This is a genomic window from Collimonas sp., from assembly GCF_039923675.1.
GTDB lineage: Bacteria > Pseudomonadota > Gammaproteobacteria > Burkholderiales > Burkholderiaceae_D > Collimonas.
This window is the reverse complement of record NZ_JBDTCG010000015.1, coordinates 77,998-104,328: the sequence shown is the minus strand read 5'-3', so window position 1 is coordinate 104,328 and position 26,331 is coordinate 77,998. Positions and strand designations below refer to the sequence as shown.

Here is a 26,331-nt window from a genome sequence, read left to right as displayed (position 1 = left end):
TCATAGGGTTATTTATGGCTAAAGTCACAGCTGTTCACAATGCCAAAACGCTGCCCCTTCCCTTTACCGGAGTCGACCATGTCGGAAACCCCGCTTTATCAACCGCTAGGCGGCAACGACATGCCGCGTTTCGGCGGCATCGCTACCATGATGCGCTTGCCGCATGTGACCAGCAGCGCCGGACTGGACGCCTGTTTCGTCGGCGTGCCATTCGACCTCGGCACCTCCAACCGTTCCGGCGCCCGCTTCGGGCCGCGCCAGATCCGTACCGAATCGGTATTGCTGCGCCCCTACAACATGGCCACCCGCGCCGCACCTTTCGACGCCTTGCGGGTAGCCGACTTGGGCGATGTCGCCATCAATCCCTATAACCTGCTGGATTCGGTCAGGCTGATCGAAAATGCCTACGACAGCATCGTCGCTTCCGGCTGCCGCCCGATTTCTCTGGGCGGCGACCACACTATCGCGCTGCCGATCCTGCGCGCGCTGCATCGCAAATACGGCAAGATCGGCCTGATCCACGTCGATGCGCATGCGGATGTGAACGACACCATGTTCGGTGAAAAAATCGCGCACGGCACGCCGTTCCGCCGCGCTGTCGAAGAAGGCTTGCTGGATTGCCGGCGCGTGGCGCAAATCGGCCTGCGCGGCACCGGCTACACTGCGGAAGATTTCGACTGGTGCCGCGACCAGGGTTTCAAGGTGGTGCAAGTGGAAGATTGCTGGAACCAGTCGCTGACGCCGCTGATGGAAGAAGTACGGGCGCGCGTGAGCGGCGGTCCGGTGTACCTGAGCTTCGACATCGATGGCATCGATCCAGCCTACGCGCCGGGCACCGGTACGCCGGAAATCGCCGGCCTGACCGTGCCGCAGGCGTTGGAAATCATCCGCGGCGCCTGGGGCCTGGATATTGTCGGCGCGGATCTGGTGGAGGTATCGCCACCCTACGACCCGCTCGGCACTACCGCTTTGCTGGCCGCGAACCTGGCTTATGAAATGCTGTGCGTGCTGCCCGGCGTACCGCGCCGATAATGTTTTATCTAACAGACAGTAAGCGCTGGCTCTCGACTTCAGATAAGACTCATCTATATCTCTTCTTGAAGTCGCGCGGGCTGACGCCTTTGGCCGCGCGGAACTGGCGGTTGAAATGGGCCAGGTTGCGGTAACCCGCTTCTTGCGCGATCACGCCGATTGCCTTATCGGTCTGGATCAGCTGCTGGCAGGAGCTGCCGATCCTGAGCTGTGCCAGATAAGCGGTCACGGTCAATTGGGTGTGGCGCTTGAAGAAGCGGTGAAACGCCCCCACCGACAAGGCCGCACGTTCGGCCAGTAGCGCGACCGGAATCTCCGCCTGGAAGTGTTCGTGCAGATAATCCAGCACCTTGCCCATGCGATGGCGCTGGACATCCACCGTGATCGACGCCGATGCCACCGACGCCAGCGGCCGTGCCTGCTCATCTTGCGCAAGCAGCAGCAACAATTCCAGCAATATCGGCAAACGCTGCGCGGGAGCTAATTTTTCCAACCGTAGCATCAATGGCTTGACGCCGATTGCCGTCGCCGCAGAAAACTGCAACCCCCTGTCGGCCCGCTTGCCCAATTGCAGCAGCCCGGCCAGTTCCGGCAGGCTGGTTTGCAACTGCACCAGCCAATCGCGCGAAAACCAGATCACCACCGCCAGCATTTGCCGCTCGGGCGCGATACGTTCGCTGGCCGACCAGGTGTGCGGCAGATTCGGGCCGATCAAGATCAGGTCGCCATCGGAGAAATCCGCCAGATGATCACCCACATAACGCTGTCCGCGCGCGTTCAAGGTCAGCGTCAGCTCGAATTCCGGATGGTAGTGCCAGAGGAAAGGCAGCTCCGGCAGCTCGCGCCACAGCAGGCGCCAGGATTGGCCGGGAGACAAGCTGAGATGTTCGTATTGCGGTCGCATAGTGATCTTCGATTGAGCAATAACATCAGAATAGTATCAATAAGCGATAGTTGCCGCGAAATCCGGGCGTGGCCACGGACGCAGAATCTAGCTGCACACCCCATAAAACCAACGTGGAGATCCTCATGAACCAGCCTTACACGGCCGACAAGCAAGTCCTCAGCAACCCGTCCGTACTCTATCCCGACCAGGCGCAATTGCGCGACATTCGGAAAACCTTGCCGCTGCGAGTGCTGACGGCGGCCGATTTTTATCACTGGCAAATCTACGGTTACGTCATTGTCAGGAATGCCGTGGATGCGGAACAGGTCAAACGCACCGCCGATTTCCTGTGGGAGTTCCAGGAGCTCGATCCCGATGCGCCGGAAAGCTGGAACCGGGCGCAGTTGCGCGACCATGAAATGACCGAGCTGAACGGCTCCGGCATGGTCGAGGCCTATCATCACCAGACCTTTTGGGACAACCGCCAGACCCCGCGCATCGTCGATGCCTTCATCGACATCTGGGATCGCGAAGACCTGTGGGTGACCATCGACCGCGCCAACCTGAATACGCCGAACCAAGGCGCGCGGCGTTTCGGCGGCTTCATCCACTGGGATGCCGATACCACGATCGATCCGCTGCCGGTCAACGTCCAGGGCGTGCTGGCGCTATCCGATACGACGCCGGAAGGCGGCGGCTTTCAATGCATTCCGGAGCTGTTCCAGCATTTCAGCGAATGGCGCAAGAGCGCTCCCAAGGATCGCAATCCGTGGCGTCCGGATGTGGCGTCGTTGCCGTGGGAAGTGAAATTCATCCCGATGAAAGCCGGCGACCTGCTGATCTTCAACAGCTTGCTGGCGCATGGCATCAGGCCCAATACCTCGGCCGATAAAGTCAGGCTGGCGCAGTACATCGCGTTCACGCCGGCGCGTGAAGACCAGGCTGAATTGCGGCAATGGCGCGTGGAAAGCTGGCGTCAGCGCATGCGGCCCGATAGCTATGCTTTCCCCGGTGATCCGCGCGAATGGGAAAGAACGCGCTATCCGCTGGCGCAACTGAATGCGCTGGGTGAGAAAATCCTGGGCCTCAGCAGCTGGTGAGGCCGTACGCCTGGTAGCGATACCTGTCGTTGCAGCTCCTATAAAAAAATACTAACAATGAAATGGCTGTCTTCCGAATCGTCGGAGGCGGCCATGTTCACTTGTGAACGTTTTCAAACTCATGGAGCTTCTATGACTACCACGCTACAAAAAACATCGCTGTTTCAAGAAGCCGGGATGACGTCGACAATGTTTTCCCATGGTTCCGCATTACCCATCTTGCCGGTTTCACCCATCTCGCCAATTTCATCTATTTCAAGCAAGGTTTTCCGGCATTCGATCGACATCTATCTGAAAGACTCCAACGCCACCGGCAACATCTACTTTGCCCGTTACTTTGAATGGCAAGGCATCTGCCGGGAACGCTGGTTCTTCGAATGCATTTCAGCCGACATGCTGGCGCCGCTAGGCGTATTCATTACCAAGGACGCGCAGCAGAAATACATCCACGAGACCTTTGCCTTTCAAAAGGTGGAGTGCGAAGTCAGCACCACCGCCATCAAGCAATGCTCGTTTTCCTTGTTGTTCCAATTTTTTGTAGAAGGGAGACTGGTGTCGACCGGACACCAGCAAATTGTCTTTGCCAACAAGGACAAGAAGATCAGCCGCTTGCCGGAGCACATTCTGGAAAAAATCCGGCAATATGAAAATCCGAGAAAAGTAGAGATGCTCTCTAACTAGGGCAGAGGGCGCGCGCCGCCGGTCTCATCTGGTCGGCGCGCGTTGCCGTAGCTGTGGTTCGGACTATTCTGCGGACTCGCAACAACCGGGAACTCCAGCGTGAAACGGGTATATTCGCCAGCCACCGATTCACAGCGGATGCTGCCGCCGAACACCGCCATCACTTGATGGCAGAACGCCAGCCCGATGCCGGAACCGGCCCCTTTTTTGGTTGTATAGTGCGCGTCGAAAATATGCGGCAAGACATTGGCGGCGATACCGGCGCCGGTATCGGTAAAACACAGGCTGTTGAATTTTGCGGAGCGCGCGGTGGAAATGCTGATCTGGCCCTTGGACGCCGCCTTTAAGGCGTACAAAGAATTCTTCAGCAAGTTAAACAACACAAACACGAACAGCCGGTCCGAGCCGAAGAACGCGTAATCCTCCACGGCGGCCAGGTAAATCCTGGTGCGCTCGCCCTGTTCGAAGGGGTAGCGCTCCAGCGCTTCGTCGATCAGCCGGGCCACCGAGTGGTTGGCAAAGGCGTCGGTATCGATGCGGTCCAGCTTGGCCGAAGCCAGCATCATGTCGATCACCACCGTGGTGCGATCGACTTCCTGCGTAATCGAATTGGTGGCCTTCGATAACTGCTTGACCGTGTCCGGACGAATGGACGGCGCCAGCAGGCCGTGTTCTACCGCCAGCCGGTAACCCTCCAGCAAAGTCGGCAAAAACTGCTCCATGCCTTTCGCCAGCATGCGGATCGAGGTCAGCGGCGTGCGCATTTCGTGACCGACCGTGGTGGCGACAGTCATCGGATCCAGCAAGTGATGGCGGACGATGGCGATCGACATGACGCCAAGGCTGACCGCAATGAACAGGACGCCGGGCGGATAAAACTCGATGCCATAGTTGCACAGGTAATCGACGGCGGCGAAAAAGTAAATCAGTATGGCGCCTATACACAAGCGCAGCTTGATGCGTTTGCCGAGTTCCGCCACCTGCTGCTCGCGATAGGTGATGTACAGGCCGCGGTTTACCACAATGACCGTCTGCAGCACATGCAGGGGATGAAGCGGCCCGGCCTTCGGATAATAGCCCCAGAAATACTGATAGTAGCCGGACACCAGCAAATCTGATCCCAGCAGGAAAATCGCCAGGATAGCGGCGAAAGCGTAGGAGGCGTAGACGAATTTCCGCTCCGTGGTGCGCTCGCAGATTTCGGTCAGGAAATGATAGAGGCTGGTCGGTAAAAACAGGATCAGCAGGTAGCCGAACTTCACCACAAACATCGCCATATGCGGATCGCGCAAGGTGAACAGGAACGCCCACGTGCCCTGCCAGAACGCCGAGGTAATGCACAGCACCAGAAAACTGATGCCGATGCGCGTGAAGCCCTTGGTGCATACCACGTACAGGCCGTAGGCCAGGAAGATCGAAGCAACGACTGCGGGCAGTATCGAATACATGAACGACGATCAGGATGAATGCTTGGCTATAAAATATACCGATGCCATGGCGGCTGTCTAGCGAGGCTGGGCACATACGCGCGGATATCGGATATCCGGTCCTTCTTTGCTCTAACCAGTGAATCTACAACCAATCTTTCTTTAAAGCAAGATTTTGGCGCGAGCCATCATCCGCAATTGCCTTGTCACGGCGGCTGGATAGCAGCAAGGCATATGGTAGCAATGCGTAAAAGATAATAATAATGCAAAATCAGTATAACGGCGATCTGATCAATTGCGCCCCGGGATTTGGGGCGCGGCGGGAGTTGGCGCTAGCTTAAGCAGCCGGGCCGATGCAGGGAAGTGCTGCATTCATTGATGGCAGCAGCGAGGCCGCCGTTTTATTCGCTCGGCGTCATCACCAAGCCGCTACTGCGTTCGATCGACGCCGACCACAAGGTAAGCCCGAGCGCCAGGACCACCAGCACCACACCGACATAAGGCAACGTGGTCAGCTGGAAGCCGGCGCCGATCGCCATGCCGCCAAACCAGGCGCCGCCGGCGTTGCCGAGATTGAAGGCGCCCTGATTAAGGGTGGAAGCCAGGTTCGGCGCGGCGCTGGCGCGTTCCACCACCAGCACTTGCAGCGGCGGCACGATCGCAAAGGCCAGTACGCCCCAGACGAAAATCGTGATTACCGCAGGCAATGGCGTGCGCATGGTCAGGGTAAATACCGTCAGGATCACCGCCAGCGCCATCAAGAAGCCGATCAGCGACGGCAGCAAACGCCAGTCGGCCAGCTTGCCGCCGAGTGCACTGCCGACCGTCAGGCCGAGACCGAATACCAGCAACACCAGAGTCACGGCATGCGGCGTCAGGCCGGTGACGTCTTCCAGGATCGGCGTGATGTAGGTGAACACCGCAAACAGGCTGGCCGAAGCCAGTGCGCTGATCGCCAGCACCATCACGACCTGCTTGTCCTTGAGCACGGAAAACTCTTGCAGCAGGCTGGTCTTTTGCATCTCGATTTTCTTCGGCAGCCATAGCGCCAGGGCAATTGCCGCCAGCACGCCGATCACGGTCACCGCCCAGAACGTCGAGCGCCAGCCCAGCTGTTGGCCGAGAGCGGTGCCGAAAGGCACACCCAGCACATTGGCCAGCGTGAGGCCGGCAAACATCAGGGCAATCGCCTGCGCGCGGCGATTGGGCGGCACCAGGCCGGCAGCCACCACCGAGCCGATGCCGAAAAAGGCGCCATGGCAAAACGCCGTCACGATTCGGGCCAGCATCAGCACCGCATAATTCGGCGAAAGAGCGCACAGCACGTTACCCATGATAAACAGGCCGATCAGGCTCAGCAGCGCGCTCCGCCGCGGCATGTTGGCGGTGGCGATGGCGACGATCGGCGCACCGATCGTGACGCCCAGCGCATAGCCGGTCACCAGCATGCCGGCTGCCGGGATGGTCACCCCCAGATCGCGCGCCACATCGGGCAGCAAGCCCATGATGACGAACTCCGTCGTACCGATGCCGAAGGCGGCAACGGCGAGAGCAAACAGGGGCAGAGACAGCATGATGATCGTCCGGAAATGGAACTGCCGAATAGCGGGAAACAGGCGGCAGTCAAGGCGCGCACCGGAGTCGTGGTGCGTAGCAACATTATATCAATCGCGGTTTATTTGTGTTAGCGCTACCAGATTTCGACGATGAAATCGGGTAGCGAGAGCGCAAAGTGTTGGATTTTTGCGATATGGCGGTTCAGGGCAAGCTGCTGCAATCTCACTGCATCGAAAAAGTGGCAATCTCGACGCGCCGGTTAGGCAACAGACAGCGGATCAGCGTTTCCTGAGGAAGGCGATCACTACATTGGGTAACCGGCTCCTGCGATCCGAGGCCGACCGCTTTGATTCTGTCGGCCGGGATGCCATAGCTCACCAGCACATCTTTCACGGTTGTCGCGCGGCGGATCGACAGGTTCAGGTTGTAGCTGTCGGCGCCCAGGCGATCGGTATAGCCGCGCACTTCAACCCGTGCATAGCGGCTGGCCGCGAGGCGCTTGGCGATGACCGCAAGTTGCGCGCGGCCCGTCGGCAGCATCTGATCAAGGCTGGACTGGTCGAATCGGAACAGTGCATCGGCGGAGATGCGTTCTATTTTTGGACGCTGGTACTGAACAGGTGGTGGCGGCACCACCACCACTGGCTGCGCGGCGACTGCAACCCAGTAACCCCTGACCCAGCGCGGTTCATCGCGATGGCGCTGTAGCCAATAGCCGTTTTGCCATGCGTAACCTGAACGGGGCGATTGCGGCACGATTTCATAACGCGGCGGCGGCGCCTCGAAGCGTTGCCAGCCATCGTGTTCATAGACCGTTTGCGGAGCATCGCGACGCCAGCCGGGATCGCTCTGGACCTGTGGTTGATATTGGGGTTGTTGCGCAAACACGTTGTTGGCTGCGCCCAGAAAGCTGGCGCCGGCGACCGACAGGAGCAGGAGATTGCGGATATGGGTATGCATGATGTTGTCCTCGTAATAAGCAGCAGATAACTGCTACGTATTAAACGGGCAACGGTCATCGGCAGACATGCCGACGGTGTAATTTCAGTAACGGAATGTTATTTTTTAAACATCTCCTGCCTTATATAATTTCTGCCTGGCAGCTGGCCACATAAAAAGATACCCCTCCGGCTGTTGCCAGCCGGCGAGGCATTTACCCATTTGAAAATATCATTGCGCTATACGCTGTAGCGCAATGCGCTGCCAGGCCAAACCGGCCCCATGCTTTCCGGCAAGATGTCGATGAGGCCGGTATGTGCTCCCTTATTTGGCCGGGAAGACAGTCGGATTGGCTGTGATGTAAGCGTTCAGGTTATCGATGTTCAGGCTGCCGAAACCGGTCGCTGCACTCCATCCCGATGCATTGGCTTTCATCCCTGGATAAGTCGTGCTCCAGCCGTTGTAGTCGACCGCATCGCCATCGACAGTTGCGCTGGTCACCGGGAAGACCAGATTTGCGTTTGATGGAATGGAGGCGTAGAGGGCCGAGTTAGGGAAGCCGAGATTGTTGCTGTGCGCGGATTCCAGGCGCGACCAGAAACCGGCAAACATCGGCGCCGCCATGCTGGTGCCGCCAACTACGCCGGCAGCGGTACCGCCGTTGTTCGACGCGGTGATGTAGATGTAGGTGCCGCTGGCCGATGCAGCATCAAATACGAGGTCAGGCAAACCACGCGTGGTGTGACCCGTACCGACGATGCTGGAAGTCTGCCAGCTTGGCGCAGTCTCATACTTGCTGAAGCCGCCGCCGCTAGACCAGATACGCACGGCGCTGCCGTCGCCAGTCGATGCGGTGCCTTCATTCCACACTGCCTGGCCGTTATAGGCGCCGGCAGAAGTGGTAAACAAGGCCGTGCCGCCAACCGCCATCACATACGGCGAGCTGGCAGGCTCGCTCACGTCATAGGTCTTTTTCTTGGTCGTAGTATTTGCCACGCCGGGATTGCCCTGAGAATCGGTATCGCAGTTATAAGGACCGGCATCGCCCGAGGCGATAGAGAAGGTAATGCCTTGTGCCACGCCTTGTTCAAACACAGCATCATCTGCTGCTTGTACACCGGATGACTTGGCGGAAGCTTCACACTCGCCGAGTGAAACGTTAACCACGCTAGCGACATTGTCGGTCACGGCTTGGTTATAGGCTGCGTTAAGTGGCGCATCCTGCATCGACGTCGCAGTATAAAATATCAATTGTTTTACGCCACCAGCGGCGCCATAAATCACCTGGCTATCCAAAGCCCATTCGACTTCACCAGACTCATCCGAGGTCTGGCCACCAACGTATACAACGGTAGGAGTCAGCTTTGGCAAGCCTGGATTATTGCTGAGGAAAGTCTGGAAGTCGTTGAGGGTATACGTCATGTTACCTTCAGAGATCGTACCGACAACTGCATTCGACGCCGCAGGCGTCGTGACGGCGCCATAGATGCCTGGGTACTGCACGGGCGTGTGCGAGGTTTCCGTACCGGCCGCGGCCTGGACGATGCTCTTTTGCGTATTGTGCACACCGCTATGCGTCACATGATGGATTGCCGCATTTTGCAGGCCGAGCACCGAGCCGACGATATTCGCCAGTTCCGGCGGCACTTGTGCTGCGGTTTCATTGGCGTAGACGTTGCGGCCTTCATGCGTGAAGCGTTTCAGGGACGTGTTGAACGCCTGTTTCACAGTAGCCGCAGTGCCGTCGGCGCTGACCAGCAAACGGTTCGAGCTGACGCTGATATTCTTGAAGCCGGCTTTGCTCAAGTGCGCGGTAACGGCGTCGACTTGCGCTTGTGTAGGCGAATACTGCTCGGCGAATTGCGCCGGCGTCAAAAACTTGTGGTACACCGAGCTGCCTGGTGTGTAGAGTTCTTTTACGAAGCTGTCCAGTTGTGCCTTGTTGCGCAATTGCAGGCTGACGGTAACGCTCTTTTCTTCACCTTGCGCCATATCCACAGCGACCTGGTCCGCTGTCACCGCGGCACCGGTGCTGTCGTGCGTCTGTACCCGTGGTAAAAAGGCGTCGGTCTTGGTCGATACCCAGTTCGAGGTATCGGTGGCTGCATGCGCCGCCATGCCGATGCATGCGAGGGACAGAGCCAAGGCCAGTGCGCTGATACGCGGCAGTGCGAATTCCCCTGCTTTTGCTGCTGATGCTTTCGATTTCATCTTCTTATTCCTTTTAAAGTAAGCAACACGGAAACAACGTGGAAACATCTTGCGACAACGCTTGAGCGCACCTTCCCATACCCCCGCAATGCGGTGCATGCGCGATGAAGCCTCCCTGCAACTTAGAACCGCGGGTAGCGCACAAACGACAGATGTACGAAACCACAAGGTTGCAAAAAGCAGCCTTAAATGAGCACGCTAAGCGTCAGATTTGCATCGCCTATGCGATGCAGGGTTAACGAACTTCTAGCTCGTTACTGGGATGGCCGGTGTGCAACCCTTGGGGATCGCGCAACCTGTACCGGAATACGGGGGGAGATGGTGTGGAAGGAATCCAAAATTCGTTCGGATTGCGACTGCAGAAACACTGCTGATTCTAAAGACTTAACGCCGGTCATCACTATTCCCTTTTAAGGACCATCGATACGACAGCATTACGCTTGTGGGGTAAGTGTCGCTACAAAAAATCTGTATTTCCACGTGCCTGATATTGCATATTACGGCCCCAGCATAAGTCTTAAATTTCCATACTGCAATATTTACTTATCCGTTCTTACAATTTGTTTCATCTTAAAAAAAACAGAAAATCCTGTACCTGTGCGAGATACAAAAAGACATATTTAAATACAGGGATTTACATGGGATTGTTGGCCGAAAAGCCGCATGAATATTGGCTCGCGGCGTTTTTTACCTTGCCGCATTATGGTGCATTTTTATATTAAAAAATGCCGTATCGACTTGGTGGTGCAGCACCACATTGATGCCTTCCCAGACATCAAAACGGGGTATTCAGTTTGTATAAAATTGCCTGTAAGAACAGGCAATTTTCACCTAAAAATCTTGGCTATTTGTCAGATACCGCCCATGCACAAATATTTGATCACCTGGTAATCCTCGATGCCATATTTGGATCCCTCGCGCCCCAGACCGGATTGCTTGACGCCCCCGAATGGTGCGACTTCATTGGAAATCAAACCGGTATTGATGCCCACCATGCCGCTTTCCAGACCTTCGGCAACGCGCCAGATGCGGCCGATATCGCGCGAGTAGAAATAGCTGGCGAGGCCGAACTCGGTATCGTTGGCCAGCACTACCGCTTCCTCTTCGGTCTTGAAACGGAACAGCGGCGCCATCGGCCCGAAAGTCTCTTCGCGCGCCACCAGCATATCGGCAGTGACGTCGGCCAGCACGGTCGGCTCGAAGAAACTCTGGCCCAGCGCATGGCGCTTGCCGCCAGCCAGTACGCGCGCGCCTTTGGCCAGCGCATCAGCAATATGCTGCTCGACCTTGGCCACCGCTTTCTGGTCGATCAGCGGGCCTTGCGTGACGCCCTCCTGCAAGCCATTGCCAACCTTCAGCCTGGCGACCGCAGCCACCAGTTTTTCCGCGAAGGCATCGTAGACGCCGTCTTGCACATACAGGCGATTGGCGCAGACGCAGGTTTGTCCGGCGTTGCGATATTTGGACGCCATCGCGCCTTCTACCGCGGCATCCAGATCGGCGTCGTCAAACACGATGAACGGCGCATTGCCGCCCAGCTCCAGCGACAGCTTCTTGATGGTGGCGGCGCACTGCTCCATCAGCAAACGGCCAACGCCGGTGGAACCGGTAAACGTCAGCTTGCGCACGATCGGATTGCTGGTCATCTCGGCGCCGATTTCACGCGCAGAACCGGTCACCACACTGAACACGCCGGCAGGAATGCCGGCGCGCTCGGCCAACACCGCCAGCGCCAGTGCCGAGAACGGCGTCGACTCCGCCGGCTTGAGCACCATGGTGCAACCGGCGGCCAGGGCCGGACCGGCTTTGCGGGTAATCATCGCAGCAGGAAAATTCCATGGCGTGATCGCGGCGCAAACGCCGATCGGTTCCTTCACCACCACGATGCGCGTACCTGGCGTTGGCGATGGAATCGTGTCGCCGCCGGCGCGTTTTCCCTCTTCGGCAAACCATTCGATGAATGAGGCAGCGTAGGTGATTTCGCCTTTCGATTCAGCCAGCGGTTTGCCTTGTTCGACGGTCATGATCAGGGCCAGATCGTCCAGGTTGGCCAGCATCAGGTCATTCCATTTGCGCAGAATGATGCTGCGTTCCTTGGCGGTCTTGCGCCGCCATTGACGCCACGCCTCGTCGGCGGCGGCAATTGCGCGTTTGGTTTCGGCGGCGCCCATCAGCGGCACGCTGCCGATGGTTTCGCCGGTGGCCGGATTGGTCACCGCATGGGTGCCGCCGCCATCGGCGTTGCACCACTCGCCATTCAGGTAGGCTTGCTGACGGAACAATGTGGGATCTTTTAATTGCTTCATGAGGTAACTCCTATGAACATTGAAGACCGGCATATCGCAGTGCGATATGCCGGCTAAAAAGCGGTAACTTGCAGGCAAGCGAAGAACTAGATTTTGGCGAGCGCCTTGTTGCGTCCGCGTATCCATTCCAGCACCAGCAGCAGGCAAGTGGAAAACACGATCAGGATAGTGGCCAGCGCAGCGATGGTCGGGCTGATGTTTTCCTTGATGCCGGTAAACATCTGGCGCGGCAAGGTGGCTTGTCCGGGACCGGCGACAAACAAGGTTACCACTACATCGTCGAACGATGTGGCGAAGGCGAATAATGCGCCGGAGATCAAACCCGGTGCTATTACCGGCAAGGTGATACGGAAGAAAGTCGAGAGCGGATTGGCGCCGAGGCTGAGACTGGCGCGCACCAGATTCTGATTGAATCCCTGCAAGGTCGCCAGCACCGTGGTGACCACAAACGGCGCGCCCAGCGCCGCATGCGCCAGTATCAAACCCGTATAGCTATCCGACAAACCGATCTGCGCGAAGAACAGGTAGACGCCGACGCCGACCACCACCACCGGCACCACCATCGGCGAAATCAGCACCGCCATCAGCAAACCCTTGCCGCGGAAATCGGCCTTGTTCAAACCGACCGCCGCCAGCGTGCCGAGTATGGTCGCCAGCACGGTCGCCAGCGGCGCTACGATGAAACTGTTCTTGGCGGCGCTGACCCATTCTTCCGACTGCACCAGGTTTTGATACCAGCGCATGGAGAAGCCGTGGATCGGATAGACCAGGAAAGTGCTATCGCTGAACGACAGTGGAATGATGACCAGGATCGGCAGCAACAGGAACAGCAGCACCAGCAGATTGAAGCCGCGCGAAAAATAAAACCAGACGCGCTCAGTGAGCGATACATAGGGCGGGAATTGCGGAAATAGTTTCATGACTTTATCCCATGCTCACATCGGCTTTTGTGAAACGACGATAGACGCCGTACAACACCAGCGTAGCTGCAAACAGCAAGGCGCCGAGCGCGCAAGCCATGCCCCAGTTGATGGTGACGTTGGTGAAATAAGCGATGTAATAGCTGACCATCTGCTCGTTCGGGCCGCCCAGCAATGCCGGCGTGATGTAGTAACCGACCGACAGGATAAACACCAGCAAGGCGCCGGCGCCGATGCCGGGAAAAGTCTGCGGCACATACACGCGCCAGAAGGCGGCGAACGGATGGCTGCCGAGCGATACCGCCGCCCGCATATAGGTTGGCGGGATCGCTTTCATCACGCTATACAGCGGCAGGATCATGAACGGCAGCAGGATATGGGTCATCGCGATGTAGACGCCGATACGGTTGAACAACAACTCTAGCGGCGCCTGCGTCAGGCCGGTCGCCATCAAGGCCTTGTTGACCAGTCCTTCCGATTGCAGCAGCACGATCCAGGCGGCGACCCGCACCAGGATCGACGTCCAGAATGGAATCAGCACCAGGATCATGAACAGGTTGGCGCGCCGCTCCGACATGGTTGACAGCCAATAGGCCAGCGGATAGCCGAGCACCAGGCAAGCCAGTGTGGCGACCAGTCCCATCCAGAAAGTGCGGCCGAAAATCTTTTGGTACACCGAGGCGCTGGGATCGGCCTTTTCGATATGTCCGAAAGCGTCCTGTTTCAAGTCCAGCGCCGCCAGCAGATAGTAAGGAGAATACGGTGCGCCATTCTTGGCGATCGCCTGCCAGTATGGCAGCTCGCTCCATTGTTCGTCGATATCGATCAGAGCCTGTTTGATATGCGTGGCAGGCAGCGGTTTGCCATCGGCATCAAGCAAGGGCAATGCACGCGCGGTCTTCATGATGATGGAACGCGCGCCGGAAATTTCCGAATTAAGACGGCGCGCCAGCGAACCAGCCTCGCTGTTTTCCCTGGCCTGCAACAGATCGGTCGCCAGCCCTGCATACGCGGCGTCCGGCGGGCTGCTCTTGCGATCCCAGTTGGACAGTGCCGCTACGGTATGCGGCAGCGTGGTGACGATTTCCGGATTTTCCACCGCGCGCTTGAGCAACATCGCAATCGGCACCAGGAAGGTCAGCAAAAGAAAAATCGCCAGCGGCGCGATCAATGCCAACGCAGCGGCGCGCTTGCGAAATTGCGCTTGCCGCAACTCACGTTTTAGCTGTGAATTGTGTGGCGATGCAGGCGGCGCTGCCGGCATCGCGTTAGCGCCGGCAGCGGATGCAATAGAAGTCATGGTAATCCGGTTTGATCAGAATTGAACTGCAAAGAATAGTCGCGCACCGCTTTAACCGGCTGAATTGCGTCATCCTCGCGAACGCGGGGATCCAGGTTGCAATATTCAATTGCAGATAAGTTGGATTCCCGCGTTCGCGAGGATGACGCGTTGAGAATTTCCGCAAGCATATGCATCCGTAAGCAATGCCGACAGCAGTTATTTCGCAGCCCAGGCAGTGAAACGCTGCTCCAGTTCTTCTCCATGGTCCGTCCAGAACGACAAGCTTAGTTGCAATGCATCCTTGGCGTTGGCCGGCGAAGTAGGCAAGTTGGCCAACACCTTCGGATCCAGCAGCTTGAGCGCCTGGTTATTTACCGGGCCGTAGGAAATATTGCTGGCGTAGGCCTTTTGCGAGTCCGGCTTGCTGGCGAAGGCGATGAATTTTTCAGCATCCGCCTTGTTCGGGGTACCCTTTGGTATCACCCAGAAATCCAGCGTGTAGATGCTGCCGATCCAGCTGACTTTCAGGTTCTTGCCTTCCCGTTGCGCGGCGTCGATGCGGCCATTGAACGCGGTCGTCATGACAACGTCACCGGCCACCAGAAATTGCGGCGGCTGCGCGCCGGCTTCCCACCACTGGATGTTCGGCTTGAGCTCATCCAGTTTCTTGAAGGCGCGATCGACGCCAGCCTTGGTTTCCAATAGTTTATAGACGTCTTTCGGCGCCACGCCATCGGCCATCAGCGCAAATTCCAGCGTGTACTCGGCGCCTTTCTTCATGGCGCGCTTGCCCGGGAATTTCTTGGTGTCCCAGAAATCGGCCCAGGTTTTCGGCGCGACTTTCAGTTTATCGGCATCGTAGGCCAGCACGGTCGACCAGACGAAAGCGCCGACGCCGCATTCATGAATGGCGGCGGGACTGAAATCCGCCTTGTTGCCGATCTTGCTGAAGTCGATTTTTTCCAGCAGGCCTTCTTCGCATGCACGGCCGATATCGCCGGCGTCAACTTCCACCACATCCCAGCTGACTTTCTTGGCTTCGACCATGGCCTTGACCTTGGCCAGCTCGCCATTGAATTCCACCACGGTGATCTTGTCGCCGCTAGCCTTGGCGTAGGGATCGATGTAAGCAACCTTCTGCGCTGCGCCGTTGGCGCCGCCGAAATTGACCAAGGTCAGCGCCGCGGCTTGCGCCATGCCGATGGTAGCCAGCGACAGTACGATGCTGGTAAAAACAGGCTTGAATACAGACTTCATCACATCTCCTCGGAATTGAAAAAAAGCAGGCCAGAATTTTTAATAGTGTTAAGTGAAAATCCGCAAGTGCTTGGGATCTATGTCCAATGCAACTACCGTACCTTCGTTCAGTCCCACCAGCGCCGGGTCGTTCAGCGACAGCTTGACGAAGCAATCCTCTTGCTGCGGAATCGCACAGCGCACCCGCACGTGATCGCCGAAATAAATCAGGCTGCTGACATTGACCGGGAATGCATTGGCGGTAGCGCTCGCCAAAGGCAGTAAATGAATTCGCTCGGGCCGGATGCACGCAACAACGTCTTGATTGATGCCGGCCTGGTTGGCGTTGACGCCGCTCAGTAAGCCGCCATGCGGCAGGCGCACCGTGCCGTTTTCGCCATCGGTCGCGCTCAGCACGCCGTGGAAGCGGTTGTTGTCGCCGATAAAGCCGGCAACGAACAGGTTTTCGGGATATTCGTACAGGCGATCAACTACCGCGAGTTGCTGGATGATGCCCTGGTCGAATACGGCGACGCGGTCCGACATGGTCAGCGCTTCACTTTGGTCGTGCGTCACATAGACGAACGTCACGCCAAGGCGTTTGTGCAGGGCTTTCAGCTCCAGCTGCATATGCTCGCGCAGCTGCTTGTCGAGTGCGCCCAGCGGCTCATCCATCAACACCAGCTTGGGATCGAACACCAGTGCCCGCGCCAGCGCAATACGCTGCTGCTGGCCACCGGACAATTGCGCAGGATAACGGTCGCCGAACTTGCCCATCTGGACCATGTCGAGCGCCTTCTTGACCTTGTCGATGCGCTCGCTGCCGTTGATATTGCGCACCCTTAGCGGGTAGGCAACGTTCTGCGCCACAGTCATATGCGGGAACAAGGCATAGTTCTGGAACACCATGCCGATATTGCGTTTATGCGGCGGGACTTTATTGAGCAGCTGGCCATCCAGGCGGATTTCGCCGCCGGTGGGAAACTCGAATCCGGCCAGCATCATCAGGCAAGTGGTCTTGCCGGAACCGGACGGTCCCAGCAAAGTCAGGAACTCGCCGCGCTGGATATCCAGGTTGAGATTCTTGACGACCAGGTTCTCGCCGTCATAGGTTTTCTTGACGCCGGAAAACTGCACCAGCGTATCCTGCGTGGCGCTGTGGCTGGCGATATCCTCAGCAGATGTGGCTAGGTGAGGAGCGATATTCTCTTGCTTCAACTTGTTCTCCTGACAGGTTTCAAGCGGCCGCAACCGAACGCATCGCTGTACTCAGGATGGCGAGCGCCTCATCCATCAAGTTATCCTCTATGGTCAGCGGAAACAAGAAACGGATCGCATTACTGTAGACCCCGCAGCTCAGCAACAGCAAGCCGTTTTTGAGGGCTTCGGCCTGAATCTTCTTGGTGAAGTCGGCATCCGGTTGGCGCGTGCCCGGCCGCATGAATTCCACCGCCACCATCGCTCCCAAGCCACGGATGTCAGCAATCTGCGGGATCTCTGCGCGCAAGCCTTCCAATGTTTGTTTGAGCTTGGCGCCCAGCAGATTGGCCCGCTCGACCAACTGCTCTTCCTCGATCACTTCCAGCACCGCCAGCGCCGACGCCACCGCTAGCGGATTGCCGGCGTACGTGCCGCCGAGACCGCCGGGCGCTGCCGCATCCATGATTTCAGCGCGTCCGCAGACGGCCGACAAAGGCATGCCGCCAGCCAGGCTCTTGGCCATGGTCATCAGGTCCGGAATGACGCCGGAATGTTCTACCGCAAACAACTTGCCGGTACGGGCAAAACCCGTTTGCACTTCGTCAACGATCAGCAAGATGCCATGTTCATCGCACAACTTGCGCAGCGCTTGCATGAAGGCCGGCGGCGCGGCGTAGAAACCGCCCTCGCCTTGCACCGGTTCCAGGATGATGGCGGCGACGCGCTTGGGATCGACGTCTGCCTTGAACAGGGATTGCAAAGCCGCCAACGACTGCTCGCTGCTGACGCCGTGCAGTTCGACCGGAAACGGCACGTGGTAAACCTCGGCCGGAAACGGGCCGAAACCGACCTTGTACGGCACCACTTTGCCGGTCAGCGCCATGCCCATCATGGTGCGGCCATGGAAGGCGCCGGAAAAAGCGATCACCGCGCTGCGGCCGGTGGCGACGCGGGCGATCTTGACGGCGTTTTCGACCGCTTCGGCGCCAGTCGAAAAGAAGGTGGTCTTTTTGGCATGATCGCCCGGGGTAATGGCGTTGATGCGTTCGGCCAGCTCGATATAGCTGGCGTAGGGGACGATTTGATAGGCGGTGTGGGTGAATTTGCCAAGTTGTTCTTGCATTGCCGCAATCAGTTTCGGATGACGGTGGCCGGTATTCAACACGGCGATGCCGGCGGCGAAATCGATAAAGCGGCGATTCTCGACATCCCAGATTTCCGCATTAAGGGCATGCGAGGCGTAGAAATCGCACATGACGCCGACGCCGCGCGGAGTGGCGGCATTCTTGCGCTTATGCAGTTCGGCATTGCTGTTCGAGTTGGCGATGGCCGCGGCCGCGTCGTATCCGTCGTTCTTCATACTGGCTCCTGGTGTCGATATGCGTTTTTTGTCTGTATTACTGCTTATGCACTGCTGCTTTAATGCATACTAAGGCCGGGCTGGCTCTATAATATAGTGCCACTTTCAGTTTTCTCATGGAGCCACTTTGCGCATCGCCTCGCTCACCGATTTCCTGCTGATGCGCATTGAGCGTGGCGCAGATGGCACGATTGCCAAGGCTGCGGCCGCCGGCACGCCGCTCAACCGGCAGATTTACCAAGCCATCCGCGAAGCCATCCTGTCGCAGCTACTGCCGTCTGCCTTGCAATTGCCCTCCTCGCGCGACCTGGCGCAGGAACTGGGCATATCGCGCAACACCGTGACCTATGCCTACGAGCAGCTGATCGCCGAAGGTTATCTGGAAACCCGGGCCGGTTCCGGCACCTACATCGCCGACACCACGCCTGACCAGATTCCAGAAACCCGCCTGAACATGCCGCCGCTGACCGATCCTAGCGGTGAATCGGAATTGTCCGCGCACGGCGCGCAACTGATCCAGCAAGCCGGGGTCAGCGATTTGCAATGGGGCGCTTTCATGCCGGGGGTGCCGGATGTGACGCTGTTCCCGAACAAGATCTGGAGCCGCCTGCAAAACAAGCACTGGCGGCGTTCGCGCGCCGATCTGCTGACCTACGGCGATGCCGGCGGCTACCTGCCGCTGCGCGAAGCAATCGCCGAATACCTGCGCATGGCGCGCTCGGTCAACTGCAATGCCAACCAAGTGATCATCACTACCGGCATCCACCAGTCGCTGGATATCGTGGTCAAGCTGCTGGGCGAGCATGGCGACAGCGCCTGGGTCGAGGATCCCTGCTACTGGGGCACCCGCAGCGTGCTCAATTCGCTCGGCATCAAGCCGGTGGCGATTCCGGTCGACGCCGAAGGCATGCGCATGCGGCTGGCCAACCTGCGGCAACCGCCACGCTTCATTTGCGCCACCCCCTCGCACCAATATCCTCTGGGAATGGTGATGAGCCTGTCACGGCGGCGCATGCTGCTGGAGTATGCGGCGCAGCGCAAAGTGTGGATCATCGAAGACGACTACGACAGCGAATTCCGCTATGGCAGCCGGCCGCTGGCCTCGCTGCAAGGCATGGATACCGACGACCGCGTGCTGTACATGGGCACCTTCAGCAAGACCATGTTCCCCAGCCTGCGCATCGGCTTCATGGTGGTGCCGGAATCGCTGGCGAACGCCTTTGCGATTGGCGTGTCCGAACTGTACCGCGGTAGCCAGGTGTTCATGCAGGCGATCATGGCGGACTTCATGACCGAGGGCCATTTTGCCTCGCACATCCGGCGCATGCGCCTGCTGTATGCGGAGCGCTTGCAGCTGCTGCAGGCGGCCATCGACCGCCACTTCGGCGACGGCATCACGTTGACCGGCGGCGAAGCCGGCCTGCATCTGGCGCTCGGCCTGCCGGCGCAATGCGACGACCTCGCGATCAGCCGCGCCGCGCGCGAAGCGGGGATTGTGGCGCGGCCATTGTCGCGCTATTACATGAACAGCGAAACCGCCCGCAATGGCTTGCTGCTAGGCTACGCCGGCGTATCGAATGAACAGATCGCGCCGGCCTTCGACAAGCTGGCGGCGATTATCAAAGCCCATTGGAAATGAATTATCACCATTTTTTTAATCGAGGAGACTGTATGAAAAAGCTGATTTTTATCCTTGCCTTGGCGCTCGGTGTGCAAGCCATGCCGGCATCGGCGCAAGTGTCCCCATCGCGCCTCGATGAAGTCATCAAGTCCGGCAACCTGCGTGTCTGCATGACCGGCGACTACAAACCATTCAGCTTTTTGAAGGCCGACAACAGTTTCGAAGGCATCGACGTCGACCTCGCCCGCTCGCTGGCCAAGGCGCTCGGGGTCGAAGCGCACTTTGTCAAAACCAGCTGGAGCAACCTGACCAGCGATTTCCTGGAAAAATGCGATATCGCCATGGGCGGCGTCTCGGTGACGCTGGAACGGCAAAAGAAGGTTTCGTTTTCGGTGCCGCACATGGTGGACGGCAAGTCCGCTATCGCCCGCTGTACCGATGTCCAGAAATTTCAGTCGCTGGCAGCCATCGACCAACCCGCCACGCGCGCCATCGTCAACCCGGGCGGCACCAACGAGCGCTTCGCCCGCGCCAACTACAAGCAGGCGCAGCTGATCCTGCATCCGGACAATGTCACCATCTTCGACCAGATCGTGCAAGGCAAGGCCGATGTCATGGTGACCGACGCCAGCGAAACGATGTGGCAGGCCAAGCTGCATCCGCAGCTATGTGCGATCCATCCGGAGCAACCGTTGGAATTTTCGGAAAAAGCCTTCATGCTGCCGCGCGGCGATGTGCCGTTCAAGCAGTTTGCGGATACCTGGATGCATCAGTTAAAGGCCACCGGGAATTATGAGCGGCTGGTCGATCAATGGCTTAAATAGGATAAATAGCAGCAAGTGAAGCAAAAACTACGAATGGCGTAGGCTTTGATCCTATCGAGTCGGGTCAGCCTGTGATCCATTACCCTTGCTTGCTGGCCGTTTTCTGCGCTGCGTTGCTTTTCTTGATCGATTTCAAATGCGCTGCAACCGCGGTAGCCAGTTGCCGAGCCCACAGTGAAACGCCGTTGGCCGATGGATGAAAGCCATCGGAGGCCATCAAGGCGCGATCATTGATATCGATCAGCATCGGCACCCGTGTTACCCGCACATTATTCAGATCCGCAGGTAGATTGAAAATCAGCTCTTCCACGGTTTCATCCAACGCCTTGGCTTTCAAGCCAAGTATGTAGCGCAGGGGTTCTGGCAGCGCCGGGAAAGCGTGGATGGGAGGAATACCGGAAATGACGATCAGGCGTGGCGTCAGGTGCGCCTGCAGATCGCGCATCAGTTGCAGCAATTCGGCGCGATAGCGGCGGCAAGAGCGGAACGCGGTGGTGTCGTTGACGCCGAAGGCAATCAACACGATATCGACCTTTTGCGAGGCTACCTGCGGCAGCATGGTCTTGACTGCATCGCTCAGGGTGGCGCCATTCTTCCCGACTGCCTGCCAGGTCACTGTGCGCTGCAGGCGCAGCGACAGCGCGGCGGCAAACTGGCCGGTGATCGCTTCATAGTGGGTGGCGACGCCAACCCCTGCCACCGGCGACTCGCCGATCGTCAGCAATGCCAATGGCCGTTGTTGCGGCTCGGGGCCGATTCCGGTCGGGATCTGCGCCTGGCCGATGGTCGGCCCCATCGCTTCGGGCAGACGTGGCGTGATGCGGCGCGTGCGACGGCCTTGCATGATCAACCATGGCAAAAGCGGTAATGCAATCAGTTCCGGCAACCAGCGGCGCACTTCGTGTCTCCTTGGCTTGTGAGGTATTTTATATTTTGCCTTTCAGCAAGCAATTATAGGGGCTGGCGGCCAGAATTTAGGTAATTTTCAAGCCTTTTAATTCAGGTTTGGCGGCTGGCGGCTTCAACTTCAAATCGGCCAGGGTTTCCAGCAGGATGCTGGCAATTGCCAGGTTGCGGTGGGTTTTGGAGTTGGCGGGAATCACATACCAGGGCGCATGATCGGCATCGGTGGCGTCGATGGCTTTGCCAAACAATTCCTGATACTTGTCCCAGCTTTTGCGTTCCTCCAGATCCTGCATGTCGAATTTCCAATGCTTGGCAGGATCGTCCACCCGCTCTTGCAGGCGGTCGCGCTGCTCGTCCTTCGAGATATGCAGCAGGCACTTGATGATGGTAGTGCCGGTTTCCGCCAGCATTCTTTCGAAATCGCGGATCTGGGCGTAACGGCGCTCGCATTCGGCCTCATCGATCCAGTCATGCACCATCGTCACCAGCACGTCTTCATAATGGCTGCGGTTGAACACCACGATCTCGCCTTGGCGCGGCACTTGCTGATGGACCCGCCAAAGATAATCGTGGGCGCGTTCGATGGTGCTCGGCGCCTTGAAATCGGCGATCTGGATGCCCTGCGGATTGACCAGGTTGAACACCCCTTTTACCGTGCCGTCCTTGCCGCTGGTGTCGATGCCTTGCAATACCACCAGCACCTTGTGCTGGTGGCCGGCGTAAAGCATTTCCTGCAACGCGGCGATTTCCGCTGCCATCGCCTCGACCTGCTCCTTATCCTTGATTTTATCGCCGCTGGAAAGCGGCTTATCCGAGGCGTCGGCGTCCTGGATCTTGGTCTGTTTGCCGGCGCGGAACTGCTTGCATGCTTTCATTCGTTTCTCCGATCAATAAATTCTTGTTGCGTGGCTGCGCTGGCTACAAGATGCCGTGCAGGTTGCCCAACGCATGTTCGATCTTGATGCAGCTATCCATTTCTACTTGCATCCCTATGGCGCGCGCCTTGACAGCCGCCGCTTCATTAACGATGCCAAGCTGCATCCAGATGCAGCGCGCATCGATCATGATTGCCTCGCCGACGATAGGTGGAATGTCGTCGGCCTTGCGGAAGCAATCGACGATATCGATCTTCTGATTTTCCTTCGCCAGCGCTTTTGCCGCATCATACAGATTGGCGTAACAAGGCTCTCCGAGAATGTGAGCGCCTACATGCATGGGATTGACCGGAATGATGCGGTAGCCGTGCTCTTGCATGTAGCGCGCCACGCCGTAGCTGGGACGGTCTGGTTTCGGCGACAGGCCGACAATCGCAATCACCGGGTTGGCGGGGTTATATTCGGGCTTGGATAGCGTAGTCATGAGTTGGGCGATCTGCTGGCTGGTGTAAGGGAAATTTCGATAAATTCGAGAACCTGAACATGAAGTCTTACTGCGGATCCTACTGCGATTTCACGATTACCGGTACAGCCCTGCGAGGCGGGCGGGCAAGCGTATCAAGCCGCCCTCCCCTTGCCGGAAAACCGCTGCGCGGCTAGTTGGTGGAGTAACCGGCGAGATCTTATCGTAGCTGCTGTTAGCGCGCACTGCCTTCAGTCCGCCGTTGATCTTGAGGCCCGCCTCGTCCACTGCTACTTGCATGATATCCACGTCAAACCCGGCGATCTTGCCTGAGGGATCGACCGAACCGAAAGGAGCAAATGCGGCGTTCATGCCGAATCTTCATTGCCGTCCGCCTTGATGTAGCCTGAGACACACGCCCCGCCGGCCTGGCCGATTGGTGCATATTAGTTGAAAAAACTGCCTCGAGTCATCATAAACCAGGTCCTCGCGACGTGCGCGGTTTTGCGCAGACAACAAAAAAGCAGCCGAAGCTGCTTTTTCTTGTTGCCATCCGAAATACTGCGCTATCGGATCAACGCCCTTTTTGACGCAATTTCGCAATCGCTGCCAATTGTGCAATCGCCGCCGACAACTCGGACTGTGCTTTTGCGTAATCGATCAGGGATTCTTTATTGGTCAACGCTTCTTCGGCGCGACGCTTGGCTTCGGTAGCCTTCGCTTCGTCCAGGTCGGCGCCACGGATCGCGGTGTCAGCCAGCACGGTAACGCGATGCGGCTGCACTTCCAGCAAACCGCCGGCAACGAACACAAACTCGTCCTGTGCCTGGCCTGCCACCTTGATCCGTACAGCACCCGGCTTGATGCGTGTGATCAGCGGAGTATGACGAGGATAAATCCCCAGCTCGCCCGATTCACCCGGCAACGCGACGAATTCAGCTTCGCCGGAGAAGATCATCTCTTCCGCGGAAACAACGTCTACGTGAATAGTGTTTGCCATCTTAAACCCTTTGTTGTCCATCAAATCAAGCGTCAAGCAGCGCCACTGCGTCATTTCCGACCCAGTCATTCCCGCGCACGCGGGAATCCATCTTAGTCGCCATCCAAGCTGGTAACCTGGATCCCCACGTTCGCGGGGATGACGCAGCGAGGCTGTCTTTAGCCGATCTTCTTGGCCTTTTCGATTGCTTCTTCGATCGTGCCGACCATGTAGAACGCTTGTTCCGGCAGGTGATCGAGTTCGCCGCTGGCGATCATCTTGAAGCCCTTGATCGTGTCCTTCAGCGAAACGTATTTACCTGGTGAACCGGTAAACACTTCAGCAACGTGGAAAGGCTGCGACAGGAAACGCTGCATCTTACGTGCGCGTGCCACCAGCAGCTTGTCTTCAGGAGCCAGTTCGTCCATACCCAGAATTGCGATAATGTCGCGCAATTCCTTGTAGCGTTGCAAGATGCCTTGCACAGCACGGGCGGTTTCGTAATGCTCTTGACCAACCACTTGCGGATCCAGCTGACGCGAAGTCGAATCCAGCGGATCGACCGCAGGATAGATACCCAGCGAAGCGATATCACGCGACAACACAACGGTGGAATCCAAGTGAGCAAAGGTAGTAGCAGGCGACGGGTCGGTCAAGTCATCCGCAGGAACGTAGACGGCTTGGATCGATGTGATCGAACCGGTTTTTGTCGATGTGATACGTTCTTGCAGCTGGCCCATTTCCGAAGCCAGCGTAGGCTGGTAACCCACAGCCGATGGCATACGGCCCAGCAGCGCGGACACTTCAGTACCGGCCAGTGTGTAACGGTAGATGTTATCGACGAAGAACAGCACGTCTTTACCTTCGTCACGGAAGCCTTCAGCGATCGTCAGGCCGGTCAGCGCAACGCGCAGACGGTTACCTGGCGGTTCATTCATCTGACCGTACACCATCGCCACTTTGGATTTTTCCGGATTTTCCAGATCAACCACTTTGGCATCAGCCATTTCGTGATAGAAGTCGTTACCTTCACGAGTACGTTCACCGACGCCGGCAAACACGGACAAGCCGCTGTGCGCCTTGGCGATGTTGTTGATCAGTTCCATCATGTTCACGGTCTTGCCCACACCCGCACCGCCGAACAGACCGACCTTACCACCCTTGGCGAACGGACAAACCAGGTCGATGACCTTGATGCCGGTTTCCAGCAATTCCTGCGATGGCGACAGTTCGTCGTAGGCAGGCGCCTTGCGGTGGATCGACGCGGTAGTTTCGCGGCTGACCGGACCACATTCGTCGATCGGGTTACCCAGTACGTCCATGATGCGGCCCAGTGTTGCTTTACCGGTCGGCACCATGATTGGCTGGCCTGTGTTCTTGATTATCATGCCGCGGCGCAAACCGTCGGATGTACCCAGCGCAATGGTGCGGACTACGCCGTCACCCAGCTGTTGTTGTACTTCCAGCGTCAGTTCCGAGCCATCCATCTTCAAGGCGTCGTAAATCTTAGGCATCGCGTCACGTGGGAATTCAACGTCCACCACAGCGCCGATACACTGAACGATTTTGCCATCAGCCATTTTCGTTCCTTCAATATATAAAATTAATTTCTGTTAAACGCAATTTGCGTTACACCGCAGCAGCACCGGCGACGATCTCAGACAATTCCTTGGTGATCGCAGCTTGACGCGTCTTGTTGTAGACCAGTTTCAATTCGCCGATCACGTTACCCGCGTTGTCGCTAGCCGACTTCATCGCCACCATCCGCGCCGATTGCTCGGACGCCATGTTTTCAGCGACAGCCTGATAAATCAGCGCTTCCACGTAACGCACCAGCAATTCATCGATGACACTTTGCACATCCGGCTCATAAATGTAGTCCCAGGAATGCGAACCTGCATCACCAGCTTTACTGTCAGCCTCAAGACGATCAGCTGACAGCGGCAGCAACTGCTGCAGCATCGGCTCTTGCTTCATCGTGTTGATGAACTTGGTGTACACCAGATAAACCGCGTCCAGGTGACCTTCCTGGTAAGCATCGAGCAGTACCTTGACCGGCCCGATCAGCTTGTCCAGATGCGGCGTATCGCCCAGTTGCACGGCGTGCGCAACGACCTTGGCGCCGATCCGGTTAAGGAAACCCAGACCCTTGTTGCCGATCGCTACTGCCTGAACCTTGTTGCCTTGTCCTTCCAGCTCACGCAGTTTCGCGGTCAGCATACGCAAGGAGTTGGTGTTCATGCCGCCGCACAGACCTTTGTCTGTGGTGACGACGATGAAACCAACGTTCTTGGAGTTGTCCTGCTTCACCATGAACGGGTGCGTGTACTCTGGATTGGCTTGCGACAAGTTAGAAGCGATATTACGAATCTTGTCACTGTAGGGACGTGCCGCACGCATCCGGTCCTGCGCCTTGCGCATTTTGGATGCGGCGACCATTTCCATCGCCTTGGTGATCTTCTTCGTATTTTCTACGCTCTTGATCTTGCTGCGTATCTCTTTACCTGTAGCCATTCCGTGCTCCAG

General features: G+C 57.6%; 23 protein-coding genes. 5 read left to right on the top strand and 18 right to left on the bottom strand.

The features are described from left to right. Nucleotides 1–78: 78 nt before the first annotated feature. Nucleotides 79–1,032 carry an agmatinase gene (gene speB, locus ABI171_RS03345; RefSeq protein ID WP_348091188.1) on the top strand — a complete coding sequence of 318 codons (954 nt, stop codon included), beginning with the start codon at nucleotides 79–81 and terminating at the stop codon, nucleotides 1,030–1,032. A gap of 49 nt (nucleotides 1,033–1,081) precedes the next feature. Here the strand turns inward: speB and ABI171_RS03340 are convergent, their stop codons facing one another. Beyond that, entirely contained in the window at nucleotides 1,082–1,936 is an 855-nt protein-coding gene (locus ABI171_RS03340) for an AraC family transcriptional regulator (RefSeq protein ID WP_348091187.1), read from the bottom strand. Between the two features lie 125 nt (nucleotides 1,937–2,061). Between ABI171_RS03340 and ABI171_RS03335 the strand changes: the two genes are divergently transcribed. Both ABI171_RS03335 and ABI171_RS03330 read left to right on the top strand, forming a co-directional pair. After that, a complete protein-coding gene (locus ABI171_RS03335; protein ID WP_348091186.1) occupies nucleotides 2,062–3,018 on the top strand; it encodes a phytanoyl-CoA dioxygenase family protein in 957 nt (318 codons plus the stop codon). 189 nt (nucleotides 3,019–3,207) lie between these two features. Continuing rightward, nucleotides 3,208–3,699 (top strand): thioesterase family protein, encoded by a 492-nt coding sequence (locus tag ABI171_RS03330; protein ID WP_348091207.1) that lies wholly within the window; start codon nucleotides 3,208–3,210, stop codon nucleotides 3,697–3,699. Here ABI171_RS03330 and ABI171_RS03325 read toward each other — a convergent pair. The 10 genes from ABI171_RS03325 to gabT all read right to left on the bottom strand — a co-directional run bounded on the left by ABI171_RS03325 (nucleotide 3,696) and on the right by gabT (nucleotide 18,137). Next, nucleotides 3,696–5,147 carry an ATP-binding protein gene (locus tag ABI171_RS03325; RefSeq protein WP_348091185.1) on the bottom strand — a complete coding sequence of 484 codons (1,452 nt, stop codon included), beginning with the start codon at nucleotides 5,145–5,147 and terminating at the stop codon, nucleotides 3,696–3,698. The genes ABI171_RS03330 and ABI171_RS03325 overlap by 4 nt on opposite strands. Nucleotides 5,148–5,527: 380 nt before the next feature. Beyond that, nucleotides 5,528–6,697 (bottom strand): MFS transporter, encoded by a 1,170-nt coding sequence (locus ABI171_RS03320; RefSeq protein ID WP_348091206.1) that lies wholly within the window; start codon nucleotides 6,695–6,697, stop codon nucleotides 5,528–5,530. Nucleotides 6,698–6,905: 208 nt separating this feature from the next. Then, nucleotides 6,906–7,643: an OmpA family protein gene (locus tag ABI171_RS03315; protein ID WP_348091184.1), complete on the bottom strand. Its 738-nt coding sequence runs from the start codon at nucleotides 7,641–7,643 to the stop codon at nucleotides 6,906–6,908. 303 nt (nucleotides 7,644–7,946) lie between these two features. Continuing rightward, a complete protein-coding gene (locus tag ABI171_RS03310; protein ID WP_348091183.1) occupies nucleotides 7,947–9,833 on the bottom strand; it encodes a S53 family peptidase in 1,887 nt (628 codons plus the stop codon). Between the two features lie 851 nt (nucleotides 9,834–10,684). Next, the gene (gene gabD / locus ABI171_RS03305; RefSeq protein WP_348091182.1) at nucleotides 10,685–12,139 is read right to left on the bottom strand and encodes an NADP-dependent succinate-semialdehyde dehydrogenase; all 1,455 of its coding nucleotides are present in this window, start codon (nucleotides 12,137–12,139) and stop codon (nucleotides 10,685–10,687) included. 86 nt (nucleotides 12,140–12,225) lie between these two features. Further along, nucleotides 12,226–13,059, bottom strand: a complete 834-nt coding sequence (locus ABI171_RS03300) for an ABC transporter permease (RefSeq protein ID WP_348091181.1) — start codon at nucleotides 13,057–13,059, stop codon at nucleotides 12,226–12,228. A 4-nt stretch (nucleotides 13,060–13,063) separates the two neighbouring features. After that, complete coding sequence (locus tag ABI171_RS03295; protein WP_348091180.1) at nucleotides 13,064–14,359, bottom strand: ABC transporter permease; 1,296 nt, start codon at nucleotides 14,357–14,359, stop codon at nucleotides 13,064–13,066. 198 nt (nucleotides 14,360–14,557) lie between these two features. Next, nucleotides 14,558–15,598: an ABC transporter substrate-binding protein gene (locus ABI171_RS03290; protein ID WP_348091179.1), complete on the bottom strand. Its 1,041-nt coding sequence runs from the start codon at nucleotides 15,596–15,598 to the stop codon at nucleotides 14,558–14,560. Nucleotides 15,599–15,646: 48 nt separating this feature from the next. Then, a complete protein-coding gene (locus ABI171_RS03285) occupies nucleotides 15,647–16,747 on the bottom strand; it encodes an ABC transporter ATP-binding protein (protein ID WP_348091205.1) in 1,101 nt (366 codons plus the stop codon). 67 nt (nucleotides 16,748–16,814) lie between these two features. Next, nucleotides 16,815–18,137, bottom strand: coding sequence for a 4-aminobutyrate--2-oxoglutarate transaminase (gene gabT, locus ABI171_RS03280; RefSeq protein WP_348091178.1), 1,323 nt, complete (start codon nucleotides 18,135–18,137; stop codon nucleotides 16,815–16,817). A gap of 160 nt (nucleotides 18,138–18,297) precedes the next feature. Here gabT and ABI171_RS03275 point away from each other — a divergent pair, with 160 nt between their 5' ends. After that, entirely contained in the window at nucleotides 18,298–19,776 is a 1,479-nt protein-coding gene (locus ABI171_RS03275) for a PLP-dependent aminotransferase family protein (protein ID WP_348091204.1), read from the top strand. A 32-nt stretch (nucleotides 19,777–19,808) separates the two neighbouring features. Then, entirely contained in the window at nucleotides 19,809–20,582 is a 774-nt protein-coding gene (locus tag ABI171_RS03270) for a transporter substrate-binding domain-containing protein (protein ID WP_348091177.1), read from the top strand. 79 nt (nucleotides 20,583–20,661) lie between these two features. Here ABI171_RS03270 and ABI171_RS03265 read toward each other — a convergent pair whose 3' ends face one another. The 7 genes from ABI171_RS03265 to atpG form a co-directional block, all read right to left on the bottom strand. Continuing rightward, complete coding sequence (locus ABI171_RS03265; RefSeq protein ID WP_348091176.1) at nucleotides 20,662–21,480, bottom strand: SGNH/GDSL hydrolase family protein; 819 nt, start codon at nucleotides 21,478–21,480, stop codon at nucleotides 20,662–20,664. Nucleotides 21,481–21,556: 76 nt separating this feature from the next. Further along, entirely contained in the window at nucleotides 21,557–22,363 is an 807-nt protein-coding gene (locus ABI171_RS03260; RefSeq protein WP_348091175.1) for a PPK2 family polyphosphate kinase, read from the bottom strand. A gap of 43 nt (nucleotides 22,364–22,406) precedes the next feature. Beyond that, entirely contained in the window at nucleotides 22,407–22,847 is a 441-nt protein-coding gene (locus ABI171_RS03255; RefSeq protein WP_348091174.1) for a CoA-binding protein, read from the bottom strand. Between the two features lie 96 nt (nucleotides 22,848–22,943). Further along, nucleotides 22,944–23,198: a hypothetical protein gene (locus ABI171_RS03250; RefSeq protein WP_348091173.1), complete on the bottom strand. Its 255-nt coding sequence runs from the start codon at nucleotides 23,196–23,198 to the stop codon at nucleotides 22,944–22,946. Between the two features lie 202 nt (nucleotides 23,199–23,400). Then, entirely contained in the window at nucleotides 23,401–23,826 is a 426-nt protein-coding gene (locus ABI171_RS03245; protein WP_348091172.1) for a F0F1 ATP synthase subunit epsilon, read from the bottom strand. 158 nt (nucleotides 23,827–23,984) lie between these two features. Next, a complete protein-coding gene (gene atpD, locus ABI171_RS03240; protein WP_348091171.1) occupies nucleotides 23,985–25,385 on the bottom strand; it encodes a F0F1 ATP synthase subunit beta in 1,401 nt (466 codons plus the stop codon). A 49-nt stretch (nucleotides 25,386–25,434) separates the two neighbouring features. Beyond that, a complete protein-coding gene (gene atpG / locus ABI171_RS03235; protein ID WP_348091170.1) occupies nucleotides 25,435–26,319 on the bottom strand; it encodes a F0F1 ATP synthase subunit gamma in 885 nt (294 codons plus the stop codon). Nucleotides 26,320–26,331 lie beyond the last annotated feature (12 nt).